The sequence below is a fragment of the Rhizobium sp. 01L419 genome (assembly GCF_056400025.1).
This window is the reverse complement of record NZ_JBFTSM010000006.1, coordinates 57223-75997: the sequence shown is the minus strand read 5'-3', so window position 1 is coordinate 75997 and position 18775 is coordinate 57223. Positions and strand designations below refer to the sequence as shown.

The 18775-nt window shown below is 60.8% G+C and carries 16 protein-coding genes; 12 read left to right on the top strand and 4 right to left on the bottom strand.

Features of this window, described 5'->3' with window-relative positions:
* The first annotated feature begins 22 nt into the window (after nucleotides 1-22).
* The 4 genes from AC1DUP_RS13750 to AC1DUP_RS13735 all read left to right on the top strand — a co-directional run bounded on the left by AC1DUP_RS13750 (nucleotide 23) and on the right by AC1DUP_RS13735 (nucleotide 4779).
* Nucleotides 23-1918, top strand: coding sequence for an ABC transporter ATP-binding protein (locus AC1DUP_RS13750; protein WP_477832918.1), 1896 nt, complete (start codon nucleotides 23-25; stop codon nucleotides 1916-1918).
* Between the two features lie 191 nt (nucleotides 1919-2109).
* On the top strand, nucleotides 2110-2415 hold the full coding sequence (locus tag AC1DUP_RS13745) for a hypothetical protein (RefSeq protein ID WP_112546130.1): 306 nt from the start codon (nucleotides 2110-2112) through the stop codon (nucleotides 2413-2415).
* Nucleotides 2416-2905: 490 nt separating this feature from the next.
* A complete protein-coding gene (locus AC1DUP_RS13740; protein ID WP_113296894.1) occupies nucleotides 2906-3946 on the top strand; it encodes a LacI family DNA-binding transcriptional regulator in 1041 nt (346 codons plus the stop codon).
* A gap of 14 nt (nucleotides 3947-3960) precedes the next feature.
* Nucleotides 3961-4779, top strand: coding sequence for an inositol monophosphatase family protein (locus AC1DUP_RS13735; protein ID WP_477833033.1), 819 nt, complete (start codon nucleotides 3961-3963; stop codon nucleotides 4777-4779).
* 5 nt (nucleotides 4780-4784) lie between these two features.
* Here the strand turns inward: AC1DUP_RS13735 and AC1DUP_RS13730 are convergent, their stop codons facing one another.
* Nucleotides 4785-5717, bottom strand: coding sequence for a LysR substrate-binding domain-containing protein (locus AC1DUP_RS13730; RefSeq protein WP_113296896.1), 933 nt, complete (start codon nucleotides 5715-5717; stop codon nucleotides 4785-4787).
* Between the two features lie 108 nt (nucleotides 5718-5825).
* Between AC1DUP_RS13730 and AC1DUP_RS13725 the strand changes: the two genes are divergently transcribed.
* The 3 genes from AC1DUP_RS13725 to AC1DUP_RS13715 all read left to right on the top strand — a co-directional run bounded on the left by AC1DUP_RS13725 (nucleotide 5826) and on the right by AC1DUP_RS13715 (nucleotide 9360).
* Nucleotides 5826-6986: an FAD-dependent monooxygenase gene (locus AC1DUP_RS13725; RefSeq protein WP_113307952.1), complete on the top strand. Its 1161-nt coding sequence runs from the start codon at nucleotides 5826-5828 to the stop codon at nucleotides 6984-6986.
* A gap of 13 nt (nucleotides 6987-6999) precedes the next feature.
* A complete protein-coding gene (locus tag AC1DUP_RS13720) occupies nucleotides 7000-7836 on the top strand; it encodes an alpha/beta fold hydrolase (protein ID WP_477832917.1) in 837 nt (278 codons plus the stop codon).
* A 63-nt stretch (nucleotides 7837-7899) separates the two neighbouring features.
* Nucleotides 7900-9360 carry an MFS transporter gene (locus AC1DUP_RS13715; RefSeq protein ID WP_113307953.1) on the top strand — a complete coding sequence of 487 codons (1461 nt, stop codon included), beginning with the start codon at nucleotides 7900-7902 and terminating at the stop codon, nucleotides 9358-9360.
* Nucleotides 9361-9441: 81 nt separating this feature from the next.
* Here AC1DUP_RS13715 and AC1DUP_RS13710 read toward each other — a convergent pair whose 3' ends face one another.
* Entirely contained in the window at nucleotides 9442-10734 is a 1293-nt protein-coding gene (locus AC1DUP_RS13710; protein ID WP_113307954.1) for an MFS transporter, read from the bottom strand.
* 172 nt (nucleotides 10735-10906) lie between these two features.
* Between AC1DUP_RS13710 and AC1DUP_RS13705 the strand changes: the two genes are divergently transcribed.
* Nucleotides 10907-12172 (top strand): glycerate kinase type-2 family protein, encoded by a 1266-nt coding sequence (locus tag AC1DUP_RS13705; RefSeq protein WP_115036876.1) that lies wholly within the window; start codon nucleotides 10907-10909, stop codon nucleotides 12170-12172.
* A gap of 35 nt (nucleotides 12173-12207) precedes the next feature.
* On the opposite strand, the gene AC1DUP_RS13700 is transcribed toward AC1DUP_RS13705, so the two are convergent.
* On the bottom strand, nucleotides 12208-13065 hold the full coding sequence (locus tag AC1DUP_RS13700) for a DUF1989 domain-containing protein (protein ID WP_113307956.1): 858 nt from the start codon (nucleotides 13063-13065) through the stop codon (nucleotides 12208-12210).
* Between the two features lie 144 nt (nucleotides 13066-13209).
* Here AC1DUP_RS13700 and AC1DUP_RS13695 point away from each other — a divergent pair, with 144 nt between their 5' ends.
* Nucleotides 13210-14079 carry a LysR substrate-binding domain-containing protein gene (locus tag AC1DUP_RS13695; protein WP_113296903.1) on the top strand — a complete coding sequence of 290 codons (870 nt, stop codon included), beginning with the start codon at nucleotides 13210-13212 and terminating at the stop codon, nucleotides 14077-14079.
* A gap of 18 nt (nucleotides 14080-14097) precedes the next feature.
* On the opposite strand, the gene AC1DUP_RS13690 is transcribed toward AC1DUP_RS13695, so the two are convergent.
* Entirely contained in the window at nucleotides 14098-15669 is a 1572-nt protein-coding gene (locus AC1DUP_RS13690; protein ID WP_477832916.1) for a diguanylate cyclase domain-containing protein, read from the bottom strand.
* 428 nt (nucleotides 15670-16097) lie between these two features.
* Here AC1DUP_RS13690 and AC1DUP_RS13685 point away from each other — a divergent pair, with 428 nt between their 5' ends.
* The 3 genes from AC1DUP_RS13685 to AC1DUP_RS13675 are packed head-to-tail and all read left to right on the top strand — an operon-like array spanning nucleotide 16098 to nucleotide 18759.
* Nucleotides 16098-17123 carry an ABC transporter substrate-binding protein gene (locus tag AC1DUP_RS13685; protein ID WP_477832915.1) on the top strand — a complete coding sequence of 342 codons (1026 nt, stop codon included), beginning with the start codon at nucleotides 16098-16100 and terminating at the stop codon, nucleotides 17121-17123.
* A gap of 41 nt (nucleotides 17124-17164) precedes the next feature.
* Nucleotides 17165-18043, top strand: a complete 879-nt coding sequence (locus tag AC1DUP_RS13680) for an ABC transporter permease (RefSeq protein WP_477832914.1) — start codon at nucleotides 17165-17167, stop codon at nucleotides 18041-18043.
* Entirely contained in the window at nucleotides 18019-18759 is a 741-nt protein-coding gene (locus AC1DUP_RS13675) for an ABC transporter ATP-binding protein (protein WP_113296907.1), read from the top strand. Before AC1DUP_RS13680 ends, AC1DUP_RS13675 begins: the two co-directional genes overlap by 25 nt.
* The last annotated feature ends 16 nt before the right edge of the window (nucleotides 18760-18775 follow it).

The following is an 18775-nucleotide window of genomic DNA, read 5'->3' as shown; positions in this document are numbered from 1 at the left end:
AAACCGGCGCTGGAGGAAATACATGGCCGAGGAACTGGAAACCGAACGTCCCGACGTTCGCGAGGATGGCAGACGCCCGCCGCGGGCGGTCGTCGGGTCGCAGCGCGTCGAAGAGGAAATTTTCGGCAAGGTCTTCGATTCCAACATCGTCAAACGCATCTGGGCCTTTGTGCATCCCTACCGGCGCGACGTCATTCTGTCGGTTATTTCAGTGCTGGTCTTCACCGGCATGCAGCTGATGATCCCGCTGATCATCCGCTACGCCATCGACCATGGCATGCCGCCAGACACCAACAGCTCGGCTTTGACATGGGCAATCGTTGCCTTCCTGATCGCCATCCTCATCAACTACGGCGCCAGCTACTTTCAGGAAACACTGGTTGGCGGCGTGGCGGAAAACGTGCTCTTCGATATCCGCAGGGCCATGTTCTCGCATCTCCAGCGCGTTTCACTGTCCTTCATGGACAAGACGGAAGTCGGCCGGCTGATGTCGCGCCTGCAGGGCGACGTAAATTCGATGCAGGAATTCCTTGAGACCTGCGTGCTGTCGGTCGGCGATATCTTCCTGCTGTTCGGCATCGTCTTCGTGATGCTCTATCTGGATTTCAAGCTCGGCCTGCTGACACTTTCCGTGCTGCCGGTGCTCTTCATCGTGCGGCTCTTCTGGCTGCCGCTTGCGCGCAAATCCTTCATGGCCGCGCATGAGACGAATTCGGTGGCGAACGGCGCCTTGGCGGAAGCGATTCACGGCGTGCGCGCGGTCCAGAGCATGGACCGGCAGGATGTCAACTTCACGCTCTATGACGACAAGGCGCATGCCAACCTGCTGACGCATCTGACGGCGGCGCGGTACGCCCAGGTCATGGTCCCGATCGTCGATTCGCTGACCGGTATCGCCATGGCGCTCGTCATCGTTGTCGGCGGTTCGCGCGTGTTGAACCAGGCGCTCGACGTCGGCGTGCTTGTCGCCTTCCTCTTCTACATTCAGCGTTTCTTCGACCCAATCCGCTCACTGACCCTGCAATATTCGGTCATGCAGCGCGCCATGGCGTCTGGCCAGCGGTTGACCGATGTGCTTGACGTGCCCGTCGATATCAAGGACGCACCCGACGCCAAGGTGCTGTCGCCCGATATGGACGGATCGGTCGAGTTCCGCGACGTCGTCTTCGGCTACAATCCGAAGCATCCGGTGCTCAAACATGTGAGCTTCAGGGTAAATCCCGGCGAGACGGTCGCTCTCGTCGGCCCGACGGGATCGGGCAAATCGAGCTGTATGTCGCTGATCCACCGCTTCTATGAAGTGCAGCAGGGACAGGTCGTGGTCGGCGGGCACGACGTGCGCGAGCTGACACAGGATTCTCTCGGCCAGCAGATCGCCATGGTGCTGCAGGAACCCTTCCTCTTCACAGGCACCGTCTTCGAAAATATCCGCTACCACAAGGCTGAAGCGACACGGGAACAGGTCATCATGGCCGCCAAGGCCGTCGGCGCGCATGACTTCATCATGCGCCTGCCGCTCGGCTATGACAGCATGCTTGGAGAGCGCGGCGGCAATCTTTCGCTCGGCCAGCGCCAGCTACTCTCCTTTGCCCGCGCGCTGGTGGCCGATGCCAAGATCCTTGTGCTCGATGAGGCAACGGCCAATATTGACAGCTATACCGAAATGCTGATCCAGAAGGCGCTGGTAAAGCTGCTCGAAAACCGGACCGGCCTCGTCATCGCCCACCGGTTGGCAACGATCCGGGAAGCTGACCGCATCATCGTGCTGCAGAATGGCGAGATCGTCGAGAGCGGCAATCACCAGCAACTCATGAAGAACGGCAAGCTTTATTCGAAACTCTATAACCTCAACTATGCATCCTTCGACGATATTCCCGAGGATGTGCTGGAAGAGACGGCGACGCAATCGGCTACCTGATGCCGGCAGTTGCGATTGCGCGTTTGACCCGGCCGAATTCGCCCTGAGGATTTCAGTGCAAAACATAAATTGAGGCCCTTACGCGCCGTTTCCGGGGGGCTTGCCTCAAAAGGTGCAAGATTTGAACGAACAAACGCCCCCGTGGAGCATTTTATGTTCTATAGGGGCGATTTGCGACTAAGGAGAATGTTATGAAGAGAATTGTTAGCAGTCTGTTGATTGCGACGGCCCTTGTGGGCTCGGCTATTCAGCCTGCTGCCGCACGCGACCATCATCACCACGACAACACCGGCCGTGCCATTGCCGGCGGACTGGCAGCGGGTGTCGTCGGTGGTCTGATCGGCGGCGCCATCGTCAACAGCGGTCCCCGCTATGTCGACGGCCCCCGTTATTATGATGCAGGCCCACCGCCGCCGAGGTGCTGGTACGAGGATCGTGACGTCCGCAACCGCTATGATGGCGGCTATCATACCGAAACCGTACGGGTCTGCGACTAGTGGCTTCGAGAAGCGCCTGATGCATTAAAGCGGCGTTGACCTGATCCTTGGTTATCGCCGCTGCCTCTCGCCCCTTCGGCCGGGATTGCAGCTGCAATCCCGGCCGTACTTTTCCAGCAATTGACAAGAGCTGCCAGCGACATCAGCTGCGAACCATTCCAGCCAAGCGGAAAATCCTCATCTGTCATTTGCCTGCAAAGAACCGCCGTTAGGTGTCGGCCTGGGGCCATGGCTGTGCGACATGATTGCACCAATGCAACGGGCAGAGAAATGAACCGGGACGATTTCCTGAAACGGCAGAACGTTGCAACCCGCTCCGCGACCCATGTCAACTTGCTGCCATCGCTCTCTATATATGTGCCGGCGGGGATTGCCGAATCTCATCACCCGTCCTTCGGCGGCTCATCCAGCGCTGGTTTTCAATGCTGACCGTTGTTGAGCGGTTTCAGAAGGCGGAAGTTGTCGTGCGTGAGACATTGAGGGAAAACCGATGACTGATGGTCCGGTGAACGACGTCAAGACGCCGAAGAAGGAGCGTATGCGCTTCGTGAGCGCCGAACAGGTGGCGCAACTTGCCGGCGTTTCCCGTTCGGCCGTATCGCGCACCTTTACGCCGGGAGCAAGCGTTGCGCCGGCGACGCGCGAGAAGGTGCTGCGCGCGGCTGAGGAACTCGGCTACCACGTCAACGATCTTGCGCGCGGCGTGCTGGCCAATCAGAGCCGCCTCGTCGGTATCGTCGCCACCAAGCCGGAAGTCGGCTTCCGCGCGCATCTCGCCGCCGCCCTCGCCAAATTCCTGATCCAGCGCGGCAGCATTCCAATCCTCATCAATACCGGTCAGACGGAGGACGAACTGCTGGCCGCCCAGAAGATGCTGATCGGTCACCGTGCCGAAGCGATCATCATCCTCTCCGGTTCGCCGCCAGCAAGCTTCTTCGAACTTGCCCAGCGCAACGGCCAGCCGCTTGTGGTCATCGGCCGTTCCGAACCGGATGCCGACCACGTGCGCGCGGGTAACTCGGAAGCCTCCCGCAAGGCAGCAACGGTTTTCTTCGAAGCTGGACGACGCCGCCTGGCAGTCGCCGGCTCCAACACCGGCACACCGAGCATCATCGAGCGCGAAAACGCCTTCCTGTCGACGGCAGAAGGTCTGGGTGCGGACGTGTTCATCGGCCGCGGCGCGGATTCGGATTATGAGAGCGGCATTACCGCCGGCCGCGCCCTGTTTTCGAAATCCGTGCACCCTGATGCCGTCTACTGCGCCAACGACCAGATCGCCTTCGGGCTTATGGACTACGTGCGGCAGGAGGTGAAACTGCGCATTCCCGAGGATGTCGCCATCATCGGCTTCGACGATGTTCCAGAGGCATCCTGGCTGAGCTACCAGCTGACGACCTTCCGCCAGGATCCGCTCGTCATGGCGCTGCGTGCCGTCGAACTGATGGAGCGCCGCCTCGAAAATCCGGACTTGCCGCCGGGGTATGAACGCGTCATTCCTGAGCTCGTCATCCGCCAGAGCTTCAGGCCCTGATTCCTGTCCGAAAGATTCCCACGCATTGCGAATTTCCTGATGATGCCCGCTTCGTGCTTGCCAAAGACGTGATCCTCGATGCGGCCGGAAAGGCGCTCTCCTACTTCTCCGATCTCGCCTCGCTCGAAACCGGCCATAAGCTGAACGGCCAGGATGTGGTGAGCCAGGCCGATAAGGCCGTGGAGGCGATGATCCGCGACCGCATAACCGCCGCCTTCCCGGATGACGGCGTGCTCGGTGAAGAGGAAGGGCTGGCGGACGGTCCCTCGGGCTATCTCTGGGTCGTCGATCCGATCGACGGCACGAGCTGCTTCGTGCATGGCATCGACCAGTGGTGCATCTCGATTGCCGTCATGAAGGCTGATGAGACTGTGCTCGGCCTTATCTGCCAGCCGACGACAGGCGATCTCTTCGTGGCGAAGAAAGGCGAAGGTGCCTTCCTGAATGGTAATGCGATCAGCATCGACAAGGCGACGGTGATTGGTACCGGCCTTCTCGGCGTCGGCGCCAATTTCCGCATCCCGCTGAAGCAGGTCTCGATCTTCATCCACCTGCTGCTGGAAGCCGGTGGCATGTTCATCCGCAATGGCTCCGGCGCACTGATGCTGGCACAGGTCGCCTGCGGCCGGCTCGCCGGCTATTACGAACCGCATATCAACGCCTGGGACTGCATGGCCGGGCTATTGATGATCCGTGAAGCCGGCGGATGGACCGAAGCCTTCCCCGGTAAGGGCACACTTTTGACCGGCGGCCCGGTCATCGCCGCAGCGCCCCGGGTAAGGGACGATCTCCTGACGCTCGTCGGCCGTTCTCTGCAGGATGAATTGGCCTAAACCTACTAGGTTGTTCGCCCAGCCTCGCTGGTCGGGGATGAACTTGATGCGATCCTCTCCGTCAGATCGACGAAATTGCGAATGAGCGCAAGGCGCGCGTCGGCGCGGTGGGCGACATAGAGCGGTAGCGGCGGCAGATCGCCCGGAAAGAGCGGCCGATAGACGACCGATTCCCGATGCAGCACCCGCATCGATGCCGGCACGACAGTCAGACCGCGCCCGCCGGCCACCAGATTGATGGCAGCGATGATTCGCGAGACCTCATCGACGATCCGCGGTGTAACACCGGCAGTGCGGAAAGTTTCCATCAGGCGCTCGAAGATCCCGGGTCCATCCGTGCGTCGATAGACGACCATATCGACATCGTGGAGCATACCGAGCGTCAGCGGTTCACCCTCCGCCTCGGCGTAGGGGTGGCCGCGCGGGATAGCGACCAGCATGTCCTCTTCCGAGAGAGCCCGTGCCGTCAGCTCCGGAAAGCGCTTCGCATCGATATGCAGCAGCGCGACATCGACGCGCTGCTGCTGAAGGGCAAGGATTAGCTCATAGGTCTCGCTCTCCTCGACCACGATCTCGGCAAGCGGAAAGGCGCGGCGGAACTGCTGGAGGAATTGCGGCGCAAGCACATGCAGCGAGGCCGAGCTGGTGAAGCCGACCGACAGCCGGCCGCTTTCGCCTTTGCTGAAGCGGCGCACATTGTCGACCGCCAACTGCGACCGCCGAAGGATATCGCGTGCCTCCTGCAGGAACAGTTCGCCCGCACTATTCAGGGCGACCCGGCGGGGAGACCGGTCGAACAGCGAGACGCCGAGCTCATATTCGAGATCCCTGATCTGCTGGCCGAGAGGCGGCTGCTGGATGTGCAGGCGCTCGGCGGCGCGGTTGAAGCTCCCCTCCTCCGCGACGGCCACGAAATATCTGAGATGCCTGAGTTCCATCGATAACCTAGAACTTTTTGAGTTTAAGTGTTGAACAATATAAATATTTTACATGCACATGTCACGCCTCTAGGCTCGTCCCAACTTGACCGACACGGAGGAGACGACATGGCCAAGAGCAAACCGAAAATCGCAATCATTGGTGCCGGAATGGGCGGCCTTGCCGCAGCGGCGACACTGCGCAAGGTCGGCATAGATGTCCAGGTTTACGAGCAGGCGCCGAAATTTGCGCGCGTCGGCGCCGGCATTCAGATGCTGCCGAATTCATCGCATGTCCTGCGCGGCATCGGCGTGCTGGATCGCCTCAAGAAGATTGCCTTCGAACCCTATTCCCACCTCAACCGCGTCTGGGACACCGGCGAGATCAAGCGCGAGCTGCCGATGCCGGAAGATCTTTATGGCGCGCCGTTCCTCTGCATGCATCGCGCCGACTTGCATGAGGCGCTTTATTCAGTGCTTCCGCCCGAGATTGTTCATCTCGGCAAGAAGCTCATCGGCCTCGATCAGAAAAACGGCGGCGTGAGCCTTTCTTTCGCCGACGGCACGAAGGTCGAAGCGGATGCGGTCATTGCCGCAGATGGCGTTCACTCGCTGGTGCGCGAGACCATCGTCGGTCCCGACGCGCCGCTCCACAAGGGACGCATCGCCTATCGCGCAGTCTTCGATGCCAGCCTGATGAACGGTGGCACGATTGCACCCTCCAGAACAAAGTGGTGGGGCCTCGACCGGCACATCGTCATCTACTATACGGCAGCAGACCGGAGCTCGCTCTACTTCGTCACCAGTGTTCCCGAGTCGGCCGACTGGATGACAACCGAATCCTGGTCGTCAAAGGGCGACGTCAAGGAGTTGCGCGCCGCCTATGAAGGCTTCCATCCGGAAGTTCAGATGGTGCTCAACGCCTGCCCGGATTGCCATAAATGGGCAATTCTCGAACGCGAACCGCTGCCACGCTGGAGCGATGGGCGCGTTGCGCTTCTGGGCGACGCCTGCCATCCGATGACGCCCTATATGGCCCAGGGTGCCGCAACCTCCATCGAGGATGCCGCCGTGCTGGCACGCTGCCTCGAGGCCGTCGACAATGACGACATCGAAGGCGCCTTCCGCCGCTACGAGGCAAACCGCAAGCCGCGCACCTCTCGCATCCAGGCGATCTCCAGCGCCAATACATGGATGTCGGGTGGCAACGAAGATACGACATGGCTCTACGGCTATGACGCCTGGAACGTGCCGCTGGTCGGCGAAAATGACCTGGCAATGGCCGGCTGATCGGAACGGCAAGATGCTGAAGCAAGAAACCCGCGCAATGGACGGTCACTATGAGTTCGTGACCGTCTCGGATGGCGCAACCATCGCCTTCCGGCGATACGGCACACCGGGAAAGCCGCGCCTGCTGCTGATCCATTCGCTTGCCCTTGATGGCAGCATCTGGACGGATGTCGTCTCCAGACTGGAAGGACAGGCCGAGATAATCTGTATCGACTGCCGGGGGCATGGCTGGAGCAGCCGTGCCCCCCTTTCCAACGCAATCGAGCGCTTCGCCGACGATGCTGCCGAGGTTCTCGACAAGGCCGGCTGGGACCAAGTGGTGGTTGCGGGCTGTTCCATGGGCGGCTGTATCACGCAGGCCTTCGCCGCCCATCACCCGGAACGGGTTTCGGCGATGACCCTCATCGATACTACCGCTTGGTATGGAGAAAAGGCCCCGCAGGAATGGCGGGCGCGGGCTCAAAAAGCGAGGACTGAAGGCCTCGCCTCGATGGCGGCCTTCCAGGCGACCCGCTGGTTCGGAGACGGGTTCAGGGCGCAAAACCCCGTCAAGATCCGGGAGATGATGGAGATCTTTGTCCGCAACGATCTCGACGCCTATGAAGCGACCTGCATCATGCTCGGCAATGCCGACCTTCGCGGCGCCCTTCCCGGCTTCCATTTCCCGGTTTCCGTCATTGTCGGCGAAGAGGACTATGCAACCCCTGTCGAGAGTGCGCGCCAGCTTGCAGAGGCGATCCCTGGGGCGTCCCTGACGATCCTGCCGGGCGCCCGGCATCTGACGCCGATAGAATGCAGCGATGTCATCGCAGAGGCGATCGGCAAGATGATTGAAGCTGCCGCCAAATAGGGCGAAGCTGGCGGCAAGGAGGCGCCGCCAGCCTGTTTAACCGTGCCGATCTGGGAGGATGATATGCACGATAACAATAGCATACTGGTCGCTGGCTCGGCTGCAGGTGAAGTCTCGCAAGATGGCCCGCAGCAGATGCGATTGCCAGGCCGCGCAGTGGTCTTGACCGCGCGTTTCGAAGCGATCCCCTTTACGTCCTGGCATCGCCGGGCGCGTATCGTCATGGGCAGCGCCACTTTTCTCGATGCCTTCGATGCGCTTTCGCTTGCCTTTGTCCTGCCGATCCTGATCAAGCTTTGGGCGTTGACGCCGGCCGAGATCGGCTGGATGATCGCGGCAAGTTATATCGGCCAGCTCGTCGGCGCGCTGCTCTTCAGCCGGCTTGCAGAGACGTTCGGCCGCGTTCACATGGCCGCATCCGCGACCGCGCTCATGTCGGTCATGAGTCTGGCCTGCATATTGGTCGGCGATTTCCGGATGCTGTTCATTTGCCGACTGATCCAGGGTATCGGGGTTGGCGGCGAAATGCCCGTCGCTGCCACCTATATCAGCGAGCTTTTGCGCGCCAAGGGTCGCGGACGCAACTTCATGCTCTACGAGCTGATCTTCCCGATCGGGTTGATGGTGACGGGGCAGGTCGGCACGTTGATCGTGCCGGTCTTCGGCTGGAAATCGCTCTTCCTGCTTGGCGGGATTCCCGGCCTGCTGATTGCCTATCTGCTGTACCGCCTGCCGGAATCGCCGCGCTGGCTGATCGGCCAGGGCCGGCTCGACGAAGCCGAAAAGGTGATCCGCCAGGCCGAGGAAAGTGCGCGGCGCAAGGATCCCGGCTATTCCTTCGACGACCGCGCCTATAACGAAGCCACACTGGCGCTCGGCGGTCAGAGCCAGGCCGCCGCACCGCGGCCACGCAGCCGCTGGCGGGAACTGTTGTCACCGACCTTCCGTGTGCGCACTATCGTCGCCTGGATCCTCTGGGCAAGTTCGTTCTTTGTCGCCAACAGCCTGAACAACTGGATGCCGACACTCTATCACACCGTCTATTCGCTGGAACTCGGGAGTGCGCTGCGAGCAGCCTCGATGACCAATGTCGCCCAGGTCGTCATCCTGCTTGCCTGCGCCTTCTGCATCGACCGCATCGGAAGGCGCACCTGGGCCGTCGTTTCCTTCCTCGTCGGCGCGGTTCTGCTGGCAGCGCTCGCCGCCGGCGGGGCAAACAGTCTCTGGTCACTCATTCTACTTGCAACGCTTGCTTACGGCGTCGTCGGTTCCGTCAATGCCGTGCTCTATCTCTATACGCCGGAAATCTATCCGACGCGCATGCGTGCGGTCGGAACGGGTCTTGCCACATCATGGCTGCGCATCGCCTCAGCCGTCGGTCCGATGACAGTCGGCTACATGGTCGGCGCCCAAGGCATCAATTCGGTCTTCATCATGTTCGGGATCGTCGCCGTCATCGGCGCGCTGGCCGCAACGCAGATGATCGAGACCGGTGGACGCAAGCTCGAGGAAATATCCTCCTAGGTGCCGTCACCCCGTGCCCTGCACGCTCCGTGGAGAGAAGTCCCGGCACAAGCGTGTCGGGACTTCGATATTTCAAGGCTTTCAGGCGCCGCGTGGTACAGCGTCATGCTCCTTGCGTGCTATCACCGTGGCAACGACAAAGACGAGCAGCGCGCCGACGGCAAGGCAGATTGACAGGAAGAACATCGGCGCAATCGTGCTTCCAGTCGCATCCTTGATCCAGGGCACGACGTTCTGGGCGACGAAGCCGCCAAGATTGCCGACGGAATTGATGGCGGCGAGGCCGGCTGCAGCCCCGGCTCCCTTCAGGAAGCGTGACGGAAGGCTCCAGAAGACCGGCTGCGGCGCGAAGATGCCGGCTGCGGCAATGCAGAGGAATATGAACTGCACCGTGTTGTTCGGCACGAGCGCGGAGAGCAGCAGGCAAGCCGCCCCAATGAAGGCCGGGATGACGATATAGGGCGTCTTCACCTTCACCTTGTCGGCAGCAGCCGGCACCGCCCAGAGTGCAATCGCGACCAGTATCCACGGGATGATGTTGATGAAGCCGTTTACCGTGTTGCTGACACCGAATGACTTCACGATGGTCGGCAACCAGTAGCTGAGGCCGTAAGCTGCGAGCGGAAAGGCGATGTAGCAGAGCGCCATCAACAGGACGCGGGGATCGACAAGCGCCTTGAAGCCGTTTCCGGCATTGTGGTCCATGCCGGAATTTTCGGATGCAAGCCGGTTTGCAAGCCAGCCCTTCTCCTCGTCACTGAGGAAACTTGCACTTTCGGGCCGGTCGTAGAGATAGAAGAAGGTGACGATGCCGGCGATGACGGCCGGAATGCCGGTTGCCAGGAACACCCATTGCCAGCCCTCATGGCCAAGGAAGCCGTCAAGATCGAGCAGCATGCCGCCGACCGGCGCTCCGACGGCATTGGCAAGCGCGCTGAAGATCATGAAGAGCCCCACCATGCGGCCGCGATAATCCGAAGGGAACCAGAGTGTCAGAAGGTAGAGGACGCCCGGAAAGAAGCCCGCCTCGCAGACGCCGAGCAGGAAGCGCAGGATATAGAACATCGTCGCGTTCTGCGTATAGGAGAGCAGGATGGTGACGATACCCCAGGAGACCAGGATGCGCGCGAACCAGACGCGTGCGCCGAACCTGTCGAGAAACAGGTTGCTCGGCACTTCGAAGAGGAAATAGCCGATGAAAAAGAGCGAGGCGCCAAGGCCGTAGGCATATTCGCTCATACCGAGCGCATCGACCATTTCCAGCTTGGCGAAACTCACGTTCTGACGATCGATATAGGCAATGAGGTAAAGGATTCCGAGGAATGGCATGAGGCGCCAGGTAATCTTCGAGATCAACTGCTGTTCGTTGACCATTGCAAATTCTCCAAATGATTGTTGCTTTTCCCCCGAATAGATAGCGCGGCCCGACGATTATCAATCGCACCGAGAGGATAGTTGCCTTCGAGATTGACAATCCATATGCCGTCAGTCCAAGCGTAGGGTAGCGGTAAGCTTCCCCTCCTGTCGTATCTCAAGAGAGATCATCATGGCCCTATCCTCTCCCCGCGAGTTCCTCACCAGCCTGTTTTCCGCGGCCGTTCGCGCCGCCGATCCGGTGACCGGCATCAAGGCGCATCTGCCGGAAAAGCCTGGCGGCAAGACGGTTGTGATCGGCGCCGGCAAGGGTGCTGCGCAGATGGCGCGCGCACTGGAAAGCGTGTGGGACGGCCCGCTCGAAGGCGTGGTCGTCACCCGCTACGGCTACGGCTGTGAAACACAGAATATCGACATCATCGAAGCCGCCCATCCGGTTCCCGATGCCGCCGGTCTTGCCGCCAGTAAACGCCTGCTGGAAGCAGTCGCCGGCCTTGGCGAAAACGATCTCGTCATCGCCCTGATCTGCGGCGGCGGCTCGGCGCTCCTGCCCTCCCCGCCCGAGGGCCTGACGCTGCAGGACGAGATCCTGCTCAACGAGCTGCTGCTCGCCTCCGGCGCACCGATCTCTGCCATGAACGTCGTGCGCAAGCATCTTTCCACCATCAAGGGCGGCCGGCTCGCCGCTGCGACCAAAGCCCGCGTCATCAGCCTGATCGTCTCGGATATTCCCGGCGACAACCCGGCCCATGTCGCCTCGGGCCCAACCGTTCCTGACGGCTCGACCCGTCACGACGCGCTTCAAATCATCAAGCAATACAGCCTTAAATTGCCCCAGGCGGCGATCGATCATCTGAACTCCCCCAGGGCCGATGCGCCGCACCCGAACGATCCGGTCTTTGCCCGTCATGAACATCACATCATCGCCTCGGCCGGCGTGTCGCTCGAAGCGGCCGCCGAACTGGCCCGTTCTGAGGGTATAACGCCGGCGATCCTGTCGGATTCCGTCGAAGGGGAATCGCGCGACGTGGCACAGGTGCATGCGGCGATCGCCCGCGAGGTAGCCGGTCGCGACCGGCCTTTCACCAAGCCTGTCGTCATCCTCTCCGGCGGCGAGACGACGGTGACGCTGCGCGTCAGGGGCGGCAAAGGCGGCCGCAACGGCGAATTCGCGCTCGCACTCGCATTGGCAATCGACGGGCATGACGCCATTCACGTGCTTGCCGCCGATACCGATGGCATCGACGGTTCGGAAGACAATGCCGGCGCATTCTCGGATGGCGGCACGGTCAAGAGATTGCGCGCAGCCGGCCTCGACCCGCGCCGCGTGCTTGACGGCAATGACAGCTATTCCGGCTTCACGGCCATCGGCGACCTGTTCGAAACCGGCCCGACCGGCACCAATGTCAACGACTTCAGGGCAATCCTAATCGTCTGACCGCTCGTCCACGAACGCCCGTGCGGTTCACCGCTTTACCGATGCGTTCTCGGATAGGGATTGGGCCCCGGCGGCGTCCAGTTGGCGAGCGTCGCGGGATCGGGCTTCCATACCTCGACTTTCAAAGGATAGCAGGCGGCCGCATCACTGGAATGACTTGCGCTACAATCGCCTCCCGGGCAGGCAGACAGGGCACCGAGAAGATCGATCTCAGCAAAGAATTCGATGAAGTCTCCCGGGCGCACAGGGCTAGCCTTCATGAAATACTGATGTGTATCCCTGGTGAAGCCGGTGCACATGAAGACATTCAGCACGTCATGGACATGCATCTCGGCCTGCTCGATCGGTATGCCGCAGTCGGCGGCAAGCGCCCGTGTCAGGTTCGAATGGCAGCAGTGATGATAATCGCCACCTTCCAGCAACCGGTTGGTATAGGGATCGCAGCGTGTTCCGATGACATCGTGAACGCCGGCGCCATCATCGTCCCAGCCGTACCAGCCAAGGCTGTCGTAGGTGATGGTTGCCATGGGACGCAGATATGGCAGCGTGCTCCAGAGACGATCACCAATGCCAACATGGGTGGCGTGCAAGGCCCGCGTCTTGCCGCTGAAAAAACGTTCGGTGAGATCGCCGGCATTCCACAGATTGAGATCGCCGACCTGAGGGCCCTCCATGCTGACGATGCGGAAGAAATGCCCCTGCGCAACGTGGAAGCTGCCTGCTTCGCGCGGCGGCACGATCACCTCGGTGACCTTCGTCAACGTTTGGCGGGCGGCCGCAAGCAGCTCGAGATCGGCGGAGGGAAGCGTTTCTACGGGATAGACGACCACGGGCGGCGCTGAACGTCGCTCGGCTGCGTCAGAAGGGCTTGGCATCATGGACTGCTTCGACATCTTGTTGTTTCCGCTCGGCTGGCGATCTTCGGGTGCTCTGCCCCGCGACACGCGATAAGTCGACGAGCACTCTTAGCGCGGTTGCACCATGGGGCAACCGAGATGTTTCTTGCTCAATGGGCAAGTTTTGCTTAGCCATCTCACATGAGAAACCTTCCCATCGCATCATTGCGGGCATTCGAAGCCGCCGCACGTCATGAAAGCTTCGTCAGGGCAGCTGCCGAATTAAACCTGAAGCCCGCCGGCATCAGCCAGCATGTGAGGGCGATAGAGAACTGGCTTTGTGTTCCCTTGTTTTTGCGCCATAGCCGCGGCGTGACGCTGACAGCCGCCGGCAGGGAATTCGGCGCAGCCGTCACGCATGCATTGGCGCATATCGAAATCGCCGCCGGGCAATTACGGCTGGAGGCGAACAGCCGTCCTGTCAGCGTTGCGTGCATTCCCTCCATGGCGGTGCGATGGCTCATTCCGCAGCTGCCGAGGCTGAGAATTGCTTATCCTGATATCCGGATCAACATCGTCTATGCGCTCGATGCCAAGACGCCGGAAGCGGCCGGCGCCGACCTGCTGATCTGCCACGGGATGCGGCCGAGTTCCGGCGCCATCAAGCTCTTGGATGCCGAGACGAGACCAACCTGCTCGGCGGAATTCCTCGCTCGACATGGTCCCTTTCATACGCCTGCCGACCTGCTTGGTTGCGAAATCCTGCACGACGAGACGACCGATGCCTGGGCACGCTGGTTGTCAGGCACCGGCATCCATTCCGCACCGAAGCTCGGACCTGTTTTTGCCGACTTCAATCTCATGATCGGCTCGTTGATCGGTGGCCAGGGTGTCGGCCTTTGCCCGACAGCGCTGATCGCAGACGAGATCGCGGCGGGTTCGCTGATTTCCCTCTTCGAGAGGGCGTCCGATACGGACAAGGCCTACTGGCTCATCGAGGCGAAAGGCCTCTCGCGCGAGGCAAAAACGCTTCGGGATTGGCTGCTTGCGGCAAGACAGGACGAGGGCTGACGATCCGGCCGGGACCGATCAGGCCTTGGCTCGCTTTGGAATATGCAAATCCTCAGACATCATGCGCCAGGTATTGCGACCGCCGGCCTTGGCACGATAGAGCGCCCGGTCCGCCTCCTGCATGAGGGCCTCGCCGTCCAGCCCTTCAGCAGCAGCAATGCCGATGCTGACGCCAAGGCGGATGGCAAGACCATTGATGGCAAAGGGCTGCTCGAAGGCGGCGATGCAGCGCTCGGCTAGATCAACTGCGTCGACCCGTTCTCCCGTCATCAGGATTGCGAATTCATCGCCCCCGAGGCGGGCGACCAGATGGCCAGGCGCATGCACTTCCAGCCTGTGGGCGACATTTTTCAGTACTTCATCGCCAGCGGCATGGCCAAACGTGTCATTGACGGGCTTAAAGCCATCTAGATCCAGGCAGCAGATAACGACATTTTCACGTTCATCCGATGCCAGTGCTTTTCCGAGTGCCTTGTAGAATTGCATCCTGTTGGGCAAGCCTGTCAGAATGTCGTGATGTGCCAGACGATTGGCTTCAGTTTCGGCAAGGATTCTGTCGCTGACATCAGCCACGGTGAGCAGCAGCCGGCGCTCGGATCCCTCGTGCAGGAGCCGAATATAGATCAGCACGTGGCGCTCCAATCCGTCGCTCGTCTTCTGACGCCAGATCGTCCGGGCGTCACAGTCACCGTCGAGATTAAGGAGGGCCTTCTCGAATGCCCGGAGCTCGCTATCGGTATGCATGTCGCAGGCCCGCTTAGACTGCAGCACCGCGGGCTGGACTCCATAGAAATCAACGGCTGCCCTATTGGCTTGCAGAATGGCGAGACTATCGCCATCGCACAAAAGCATCGGCATTGGATTGGCGTCGAACAATTGGCGAAGCCAGTCCTCCCGCTGCTTGAGGCCAGTAATATCGATGCGCATGCCGATCGCGCCGCCGTCCGGCGTGCGCCGGTCGTCATGGCGCAGCCATCGGCCGTCCCGCAACTGCTGTTCGTCCTGGGAAACCGGCTGATGGAATTTCTGCATGCGGGCGCTGAGCCAAGCCTCCTTGTCGTCGACAAGTTCGCGCATCCCGTCGCCGGCTAGGCTGGTCCTCAAAATATCCTCAAAGGCGACACCAGGTCTGAGGTGCTCGGCTATGTCGGCATAGAGCTCTGCATATTTCTGGTTCCAGAGCACATAGCGGTCGTTGGCGTCGAACACGCAGACCGCCTCCGGCAACATTTCGATGACATAGCGCAGGCGCAGATTGGCCTCGCGCGCCGCATGGCCTGCCGGAGGCTCGTCATCGACAGGCTCGAGGAAAGCTGCCGTTGCCATCTCCGTGCCTGTGGGCCAGCTCAAGACTTGTACGCGACATAGCCGACGCTGACCGAGACGATCGCTGATGAATACGGTGGAGACGCCTGGCAACAACGGCCATTCCGGCATGAGTTCGCCAACATCAGCGCCGGCAAGCCGGTCTTCGAGATCAAGGAGATGTTCGGCCTGGGCGTTGGCAAACATGACCTGCCCAGCGGCGTCGAGCACGAGCACCGCCATCGGACACGCCTCCAGGAATGCAACGATCTCAGCACCAAGCATCGTTATCCCAACCGTAAAGTCGCTGCAGCAGATCTTTCTGCTGTCACTTTAACAGCGGAACGTAAAGGAATGTAACCATGTCTCGCAGCAGGAGATTTTCATGCCACCTCCGAAGCAAGATAGGGTTTCCAGAAAGTTAAGAGAAGATCCGGTTGTACGGTTCCATGACGAACGGCTTGACGATTGCATTGGCTTCACTGCAGTGACTTCGCTCTGATCACAACTTCAGGCCGCGTCTTCTCGCCGAGACCAAAATCACCCCGCCTTCGACAAGCAACACGGGAATCCGCCATGTCTTTTACGCTTGGTAGGATTTTTCATTAACCGGCGAACGAAAGGAATAAATAGTCTATAGATTTAATAGAGAATTCGACACCCTTTCCGTCATCGCTCCCTGACACTGCGACCTGAAACGGGAAACATCAACGATGATACTGGCAAAAACATTGGGAACGGCTGTGCTCGGCCTCATCTCCCTCGGCATGTTCGGCAACGTGGCGGCGGCCGAGACGAGCGCACCGCTGCTCGACAAGGTGCCGCCGGGAACGGTGCTGACGATCGGTGATCCGGTCACGCAGAAAGCTCTGGAGGTTTCCGGCCTCATCAAGGAACTCACCTTCGAGGTCAAATGGGCCAATCTCAGCGGTGGTCCACAAACCTCGGAAGCCTTCCGCGCGCATGCGCTCGATGTTGGTTCCGTCGCCGAAATCCCGTCGATCTTCGCCACCTGGAACAACCTGCCCGTCCGCAACATCGCCTATCGCGAACGAAAAGACCCGATTGCCAATCCGATCTACCGTTTCGGCATTGCACCCGGTGTCGACGTCAAGTCACTGGCGGATTTCCGCGGTAAGCGCATCGCTTTCAGCCCCGGCCAGGCCCAGGGGACACTCGTGCTTCGCGCGCTGCATGCAGCGGGGCTGACGAAGAAAGACGCCACGCTGGTGGAGCTGCCAAGCACCGGCGATGTCTATCCGAAGGCGCTCGCCAGCAAGCAGGTCGACATCGCACCGCTCGGAACTGTCTATATCCGTCGTTACATCGGCCAATACGGCCAGGATGGCGCGAGCCTCGTCGAGCATGGCCTGCGAGACGACCCCTCGCATCTCTATGCACCGCAATGGGTTCTCGACGATCCCGCCAAGGCAACCGCCCTTGCCGAATATATCCGGCTCTGGGCTCGCGCCACCGAATGGGTCAATCAGAATCCCGAAATCTGGATCAAGGAATATTATATCGGCCAGCAGGGCCTGAGCCGTGAAGACGCCGATTTTCTCGTCAAGCTCGCAGGCACCCAGGTCATCCCCGACAGTTGGGCCGACGTGAAGAAGCGTCACCAGGAAACCATCAACCTCTTGGCCGACGAGCTTGGCTACAAGCCCTTCGACGTCGAACAGATCTTCGACAATCGCTTCGAGAAAATCGCTGCAGGCGCTCTGACGAGAAGCCAGTGATCGCACGTGCCGTTTCATAGCGAAGAGAGGAGATCGCAAGCATGGCAACCACTTGGGACGCAGATAACGTCAAGACATCACGGATATCGCAGCGTGAAAGTGTTGGCGTAACACCCACGGCAAAACCCGCAGCCTCCCGCGCTCGCCGCAGGCTCGGGCCCGGACGCGAGGTACCCTTCGGATTGCAGATCGGCCCGGCCTTGCTGGTGCTGGCCTGGGTTGCCGGATCGGCACTCGGCTGGATCGACCCGCGCATTCTCTCGGCACCCTGGACGGTCGTAGAGGCCTTTGGACGGCTGATCGCCGAGGGCCGCCTGCAGGATAACTTCGTGACCTCTGCGACCCGCGCGTTGCTCGGCCTCAGCATCGGCCTCGTCATCGGCACAGCCCTTGCGGTCATTGCTGGCCTCTCGCGTGTCGGCGAGGCGCTGATCGATGGGCCGATCCAGATCAAGCGCGCCATCCCGACGCTGGCGCTGATCCCGCTTTTCATCCTGTGGTTCGGGATCGGCGAAGGCATGAAGGTGACGACCATCGTGCTTGCCGTCATCATCCCCATCTACATCCACACGCATAATGCGCTGCGCAGCATCGACAGCCGCTATGTCGAACTCGCCGAAACGTTGCGCATGAGCCAGAAGGATTTCATCTTCCAGGTCGTGCTGCCCGGCGCCTTGCCCGGCTTCCTTCTCGGCCTGCGCTTTGCCGTCACTCTCTGCTGGGTTTCGCTGGTGGTGGTCGAACAGATCAACTCCACCAGCGGCCTTGGCTACATGATCGATCTCGCCCGCACCTATGGCCAGACCGACGTCATTCTCGTCGGACTCGTGGTCTATGTGCTGCTTGGCCTCGTCTCGGACGGTCTCGTCCGCCTCATCGAACGGAGGGCTCTCTCATGGCGCCGCACCCTGGCCAACTGAAACCTGCTGTCCACGTCGAAAACCTCGTCCGCCGCTTCGCCGCAAAGACGATCCTCGACGACGTGGATCTCGATATCGGAGAAGGCGAGTTCGTGGCCCTCCTAGGGAAAAGCGGCTCGGGCAAGAGCACCTTCCTGCGCGCCCTTGCCGGCCTTGACCACGAGGTCGAGGGAACCGGCACGCTAGAAACACCCGAAAAACTCTCGGTGGTGTTTCAGGACGCCCGTCTGCTGCCCTGGCGCACAGTCATCCAAAACGTCACGCTCGGCCTGCCGGGCAATACCGGACAGGAAGCAGGCAGGAAAGCACTGGCAGAAGTGGGTCTCGAAGGACGGGAAAGTGCGTGGCCGAACCAGCTTTCCGGCGGCGAACAGCAGAGGGTGGCGCTTGCCCGCTCGCTGGTGCGGGAGCCGGCCCTGCTTCTGGCCGACGAACCGTTCGGCGCTCTCGATGCGCTGACCCGGCTGAAAATGCACGACCTGTTGCGCGAACTCTGCGCCAGGCATCGTCCCGCCGTTCTCCTCGTAACCCACGATGTCGATGAAGCGATCTCGCTTGCCGACCGTATCCTGGTGCTCGACGAGGGACGTTTCGTGGAGGACTTGCACATCGATCTGCCGGCGCCACGCGATCACGGCGATCCGCGTTTCGCGCAAATCCGAACCCGTCTTCTGAGACGGCTCGGGGTTGATGTTCCCGGCCGTCGCGCCGCCTGAAATCCAACGGAGACCG

Excerpts from the sequence above, each read along its gene's own strand:
- AC1DUP_RS13750 (WP_477832918.1), top strand. The coding sequence starts at position 23 with ATGGCCGAGGAACTGGAAACCGAACGTCCCGACGTTCGCGAGGATGGC.
- AC1DUP_RS13745 (WP_112546130.1), top strand. The coding sequence starts at position 2,110 with ATGAAGAGAATTGTTAGCAGTCTGTTGATTGCGACGGCCCTTGTGGGC.
- AC1DUP_RS13740 (WP_113296894.1), top strand. The coding sequence starts at position 2,906 with ATGACTGATGGTCCGGTGAACGACGTCAAGACGCCGAAGAAGGAGCGT.
- AC1DUP_RS13730 (WP_113296896.1), bottom strand. The coding sequence starts at position 5,717 with ATGGAACTCAGGCATCTCAGATATTTCGTGGCCGTCGCGGAGGAGGGG.
- AC1DUP_RS13725 (WP_113307952.1), top strand. The coding sequence starts at position 5,826 with ATGGCCAAGAGCAAACCGAAAATCGCAATCATTGGTGCCGGAATGGGC.
- AC1DUP_RS13720 (WP_477832917.1), top strand. The coding sequence starts at position 7,000 with ATGCTGAAGCAAGAAACCCGCGCAATGGACGGTCACTATGAGTTCGTG.
- AC1DUP_RS13715 (WP_113307953.1), top strand. The coding sequence starts at position 7,900 with ATGCACGATAACAATAGCATACTGGTCGCTGGCTCGGCTGCAGGTGAA.
- AC1DUP_RS13710 (WP_113307954.1), bottom strand. The coding sequence starts at position 10,734 with ATGGTCAACGAACAGCAGTTGATCTCGAAGATTACCTGGCGCCTCATG.
- AC1DUP_RS13705 (WP_115036876.1), top strand. The coding sequence starts at position 10,907 with ATGGCCCTATCCTCTCCCCGCGAGTTCCTCACCAGCCTGTTTTCCGCG.
- AC1DUP_RS13700 (WP_113307956.1), bottom strand. The coding sequence starts at position 13,065 with ATGTCGAAGCAGTCCATGATGCCAAGCCCTTCTGACGCAGCCGAGCGA.
- AC1DUP_RS13695 (WP_113296903.1), top strand. The coding sequence starts at position 13,210 with ATGAGAAACCTTCCCATCGCATCATTGCGGGCATTCGAAGCCGCCGCA.
- AC1DUP_RS13690 (WP_477832916.1), bottom strand. The coding sequence starts at position 15,669 with ATGCTTGGTGCTGAGATCGTTGCATTCCTGGAGGCGTGTCCGATGGCG.
- AC1DUP_RS13685 (WP_477832915.1), top strand. The coding sequence starts at position 16,098 with ATGATACTGGCAAAAACATTGGGAACGGCTGTGCTCGGCCTCATCTCC.
- AC1DUP_RS13680 (WP_477832914.1), top strand. The coding sequence starts at position 17,165 with ATGGCAACCACTTGGGACGCAGATAACGTCAAGACATCACGGATATCG.
- AC1DUP_RS13675 (WP_113296907.1), top strand. The coding sequence starts at position 18,019 with ATGGCGCCGCACCCTGGCCAACTGAAACCTGCTGTCCACGTCGAAAAC.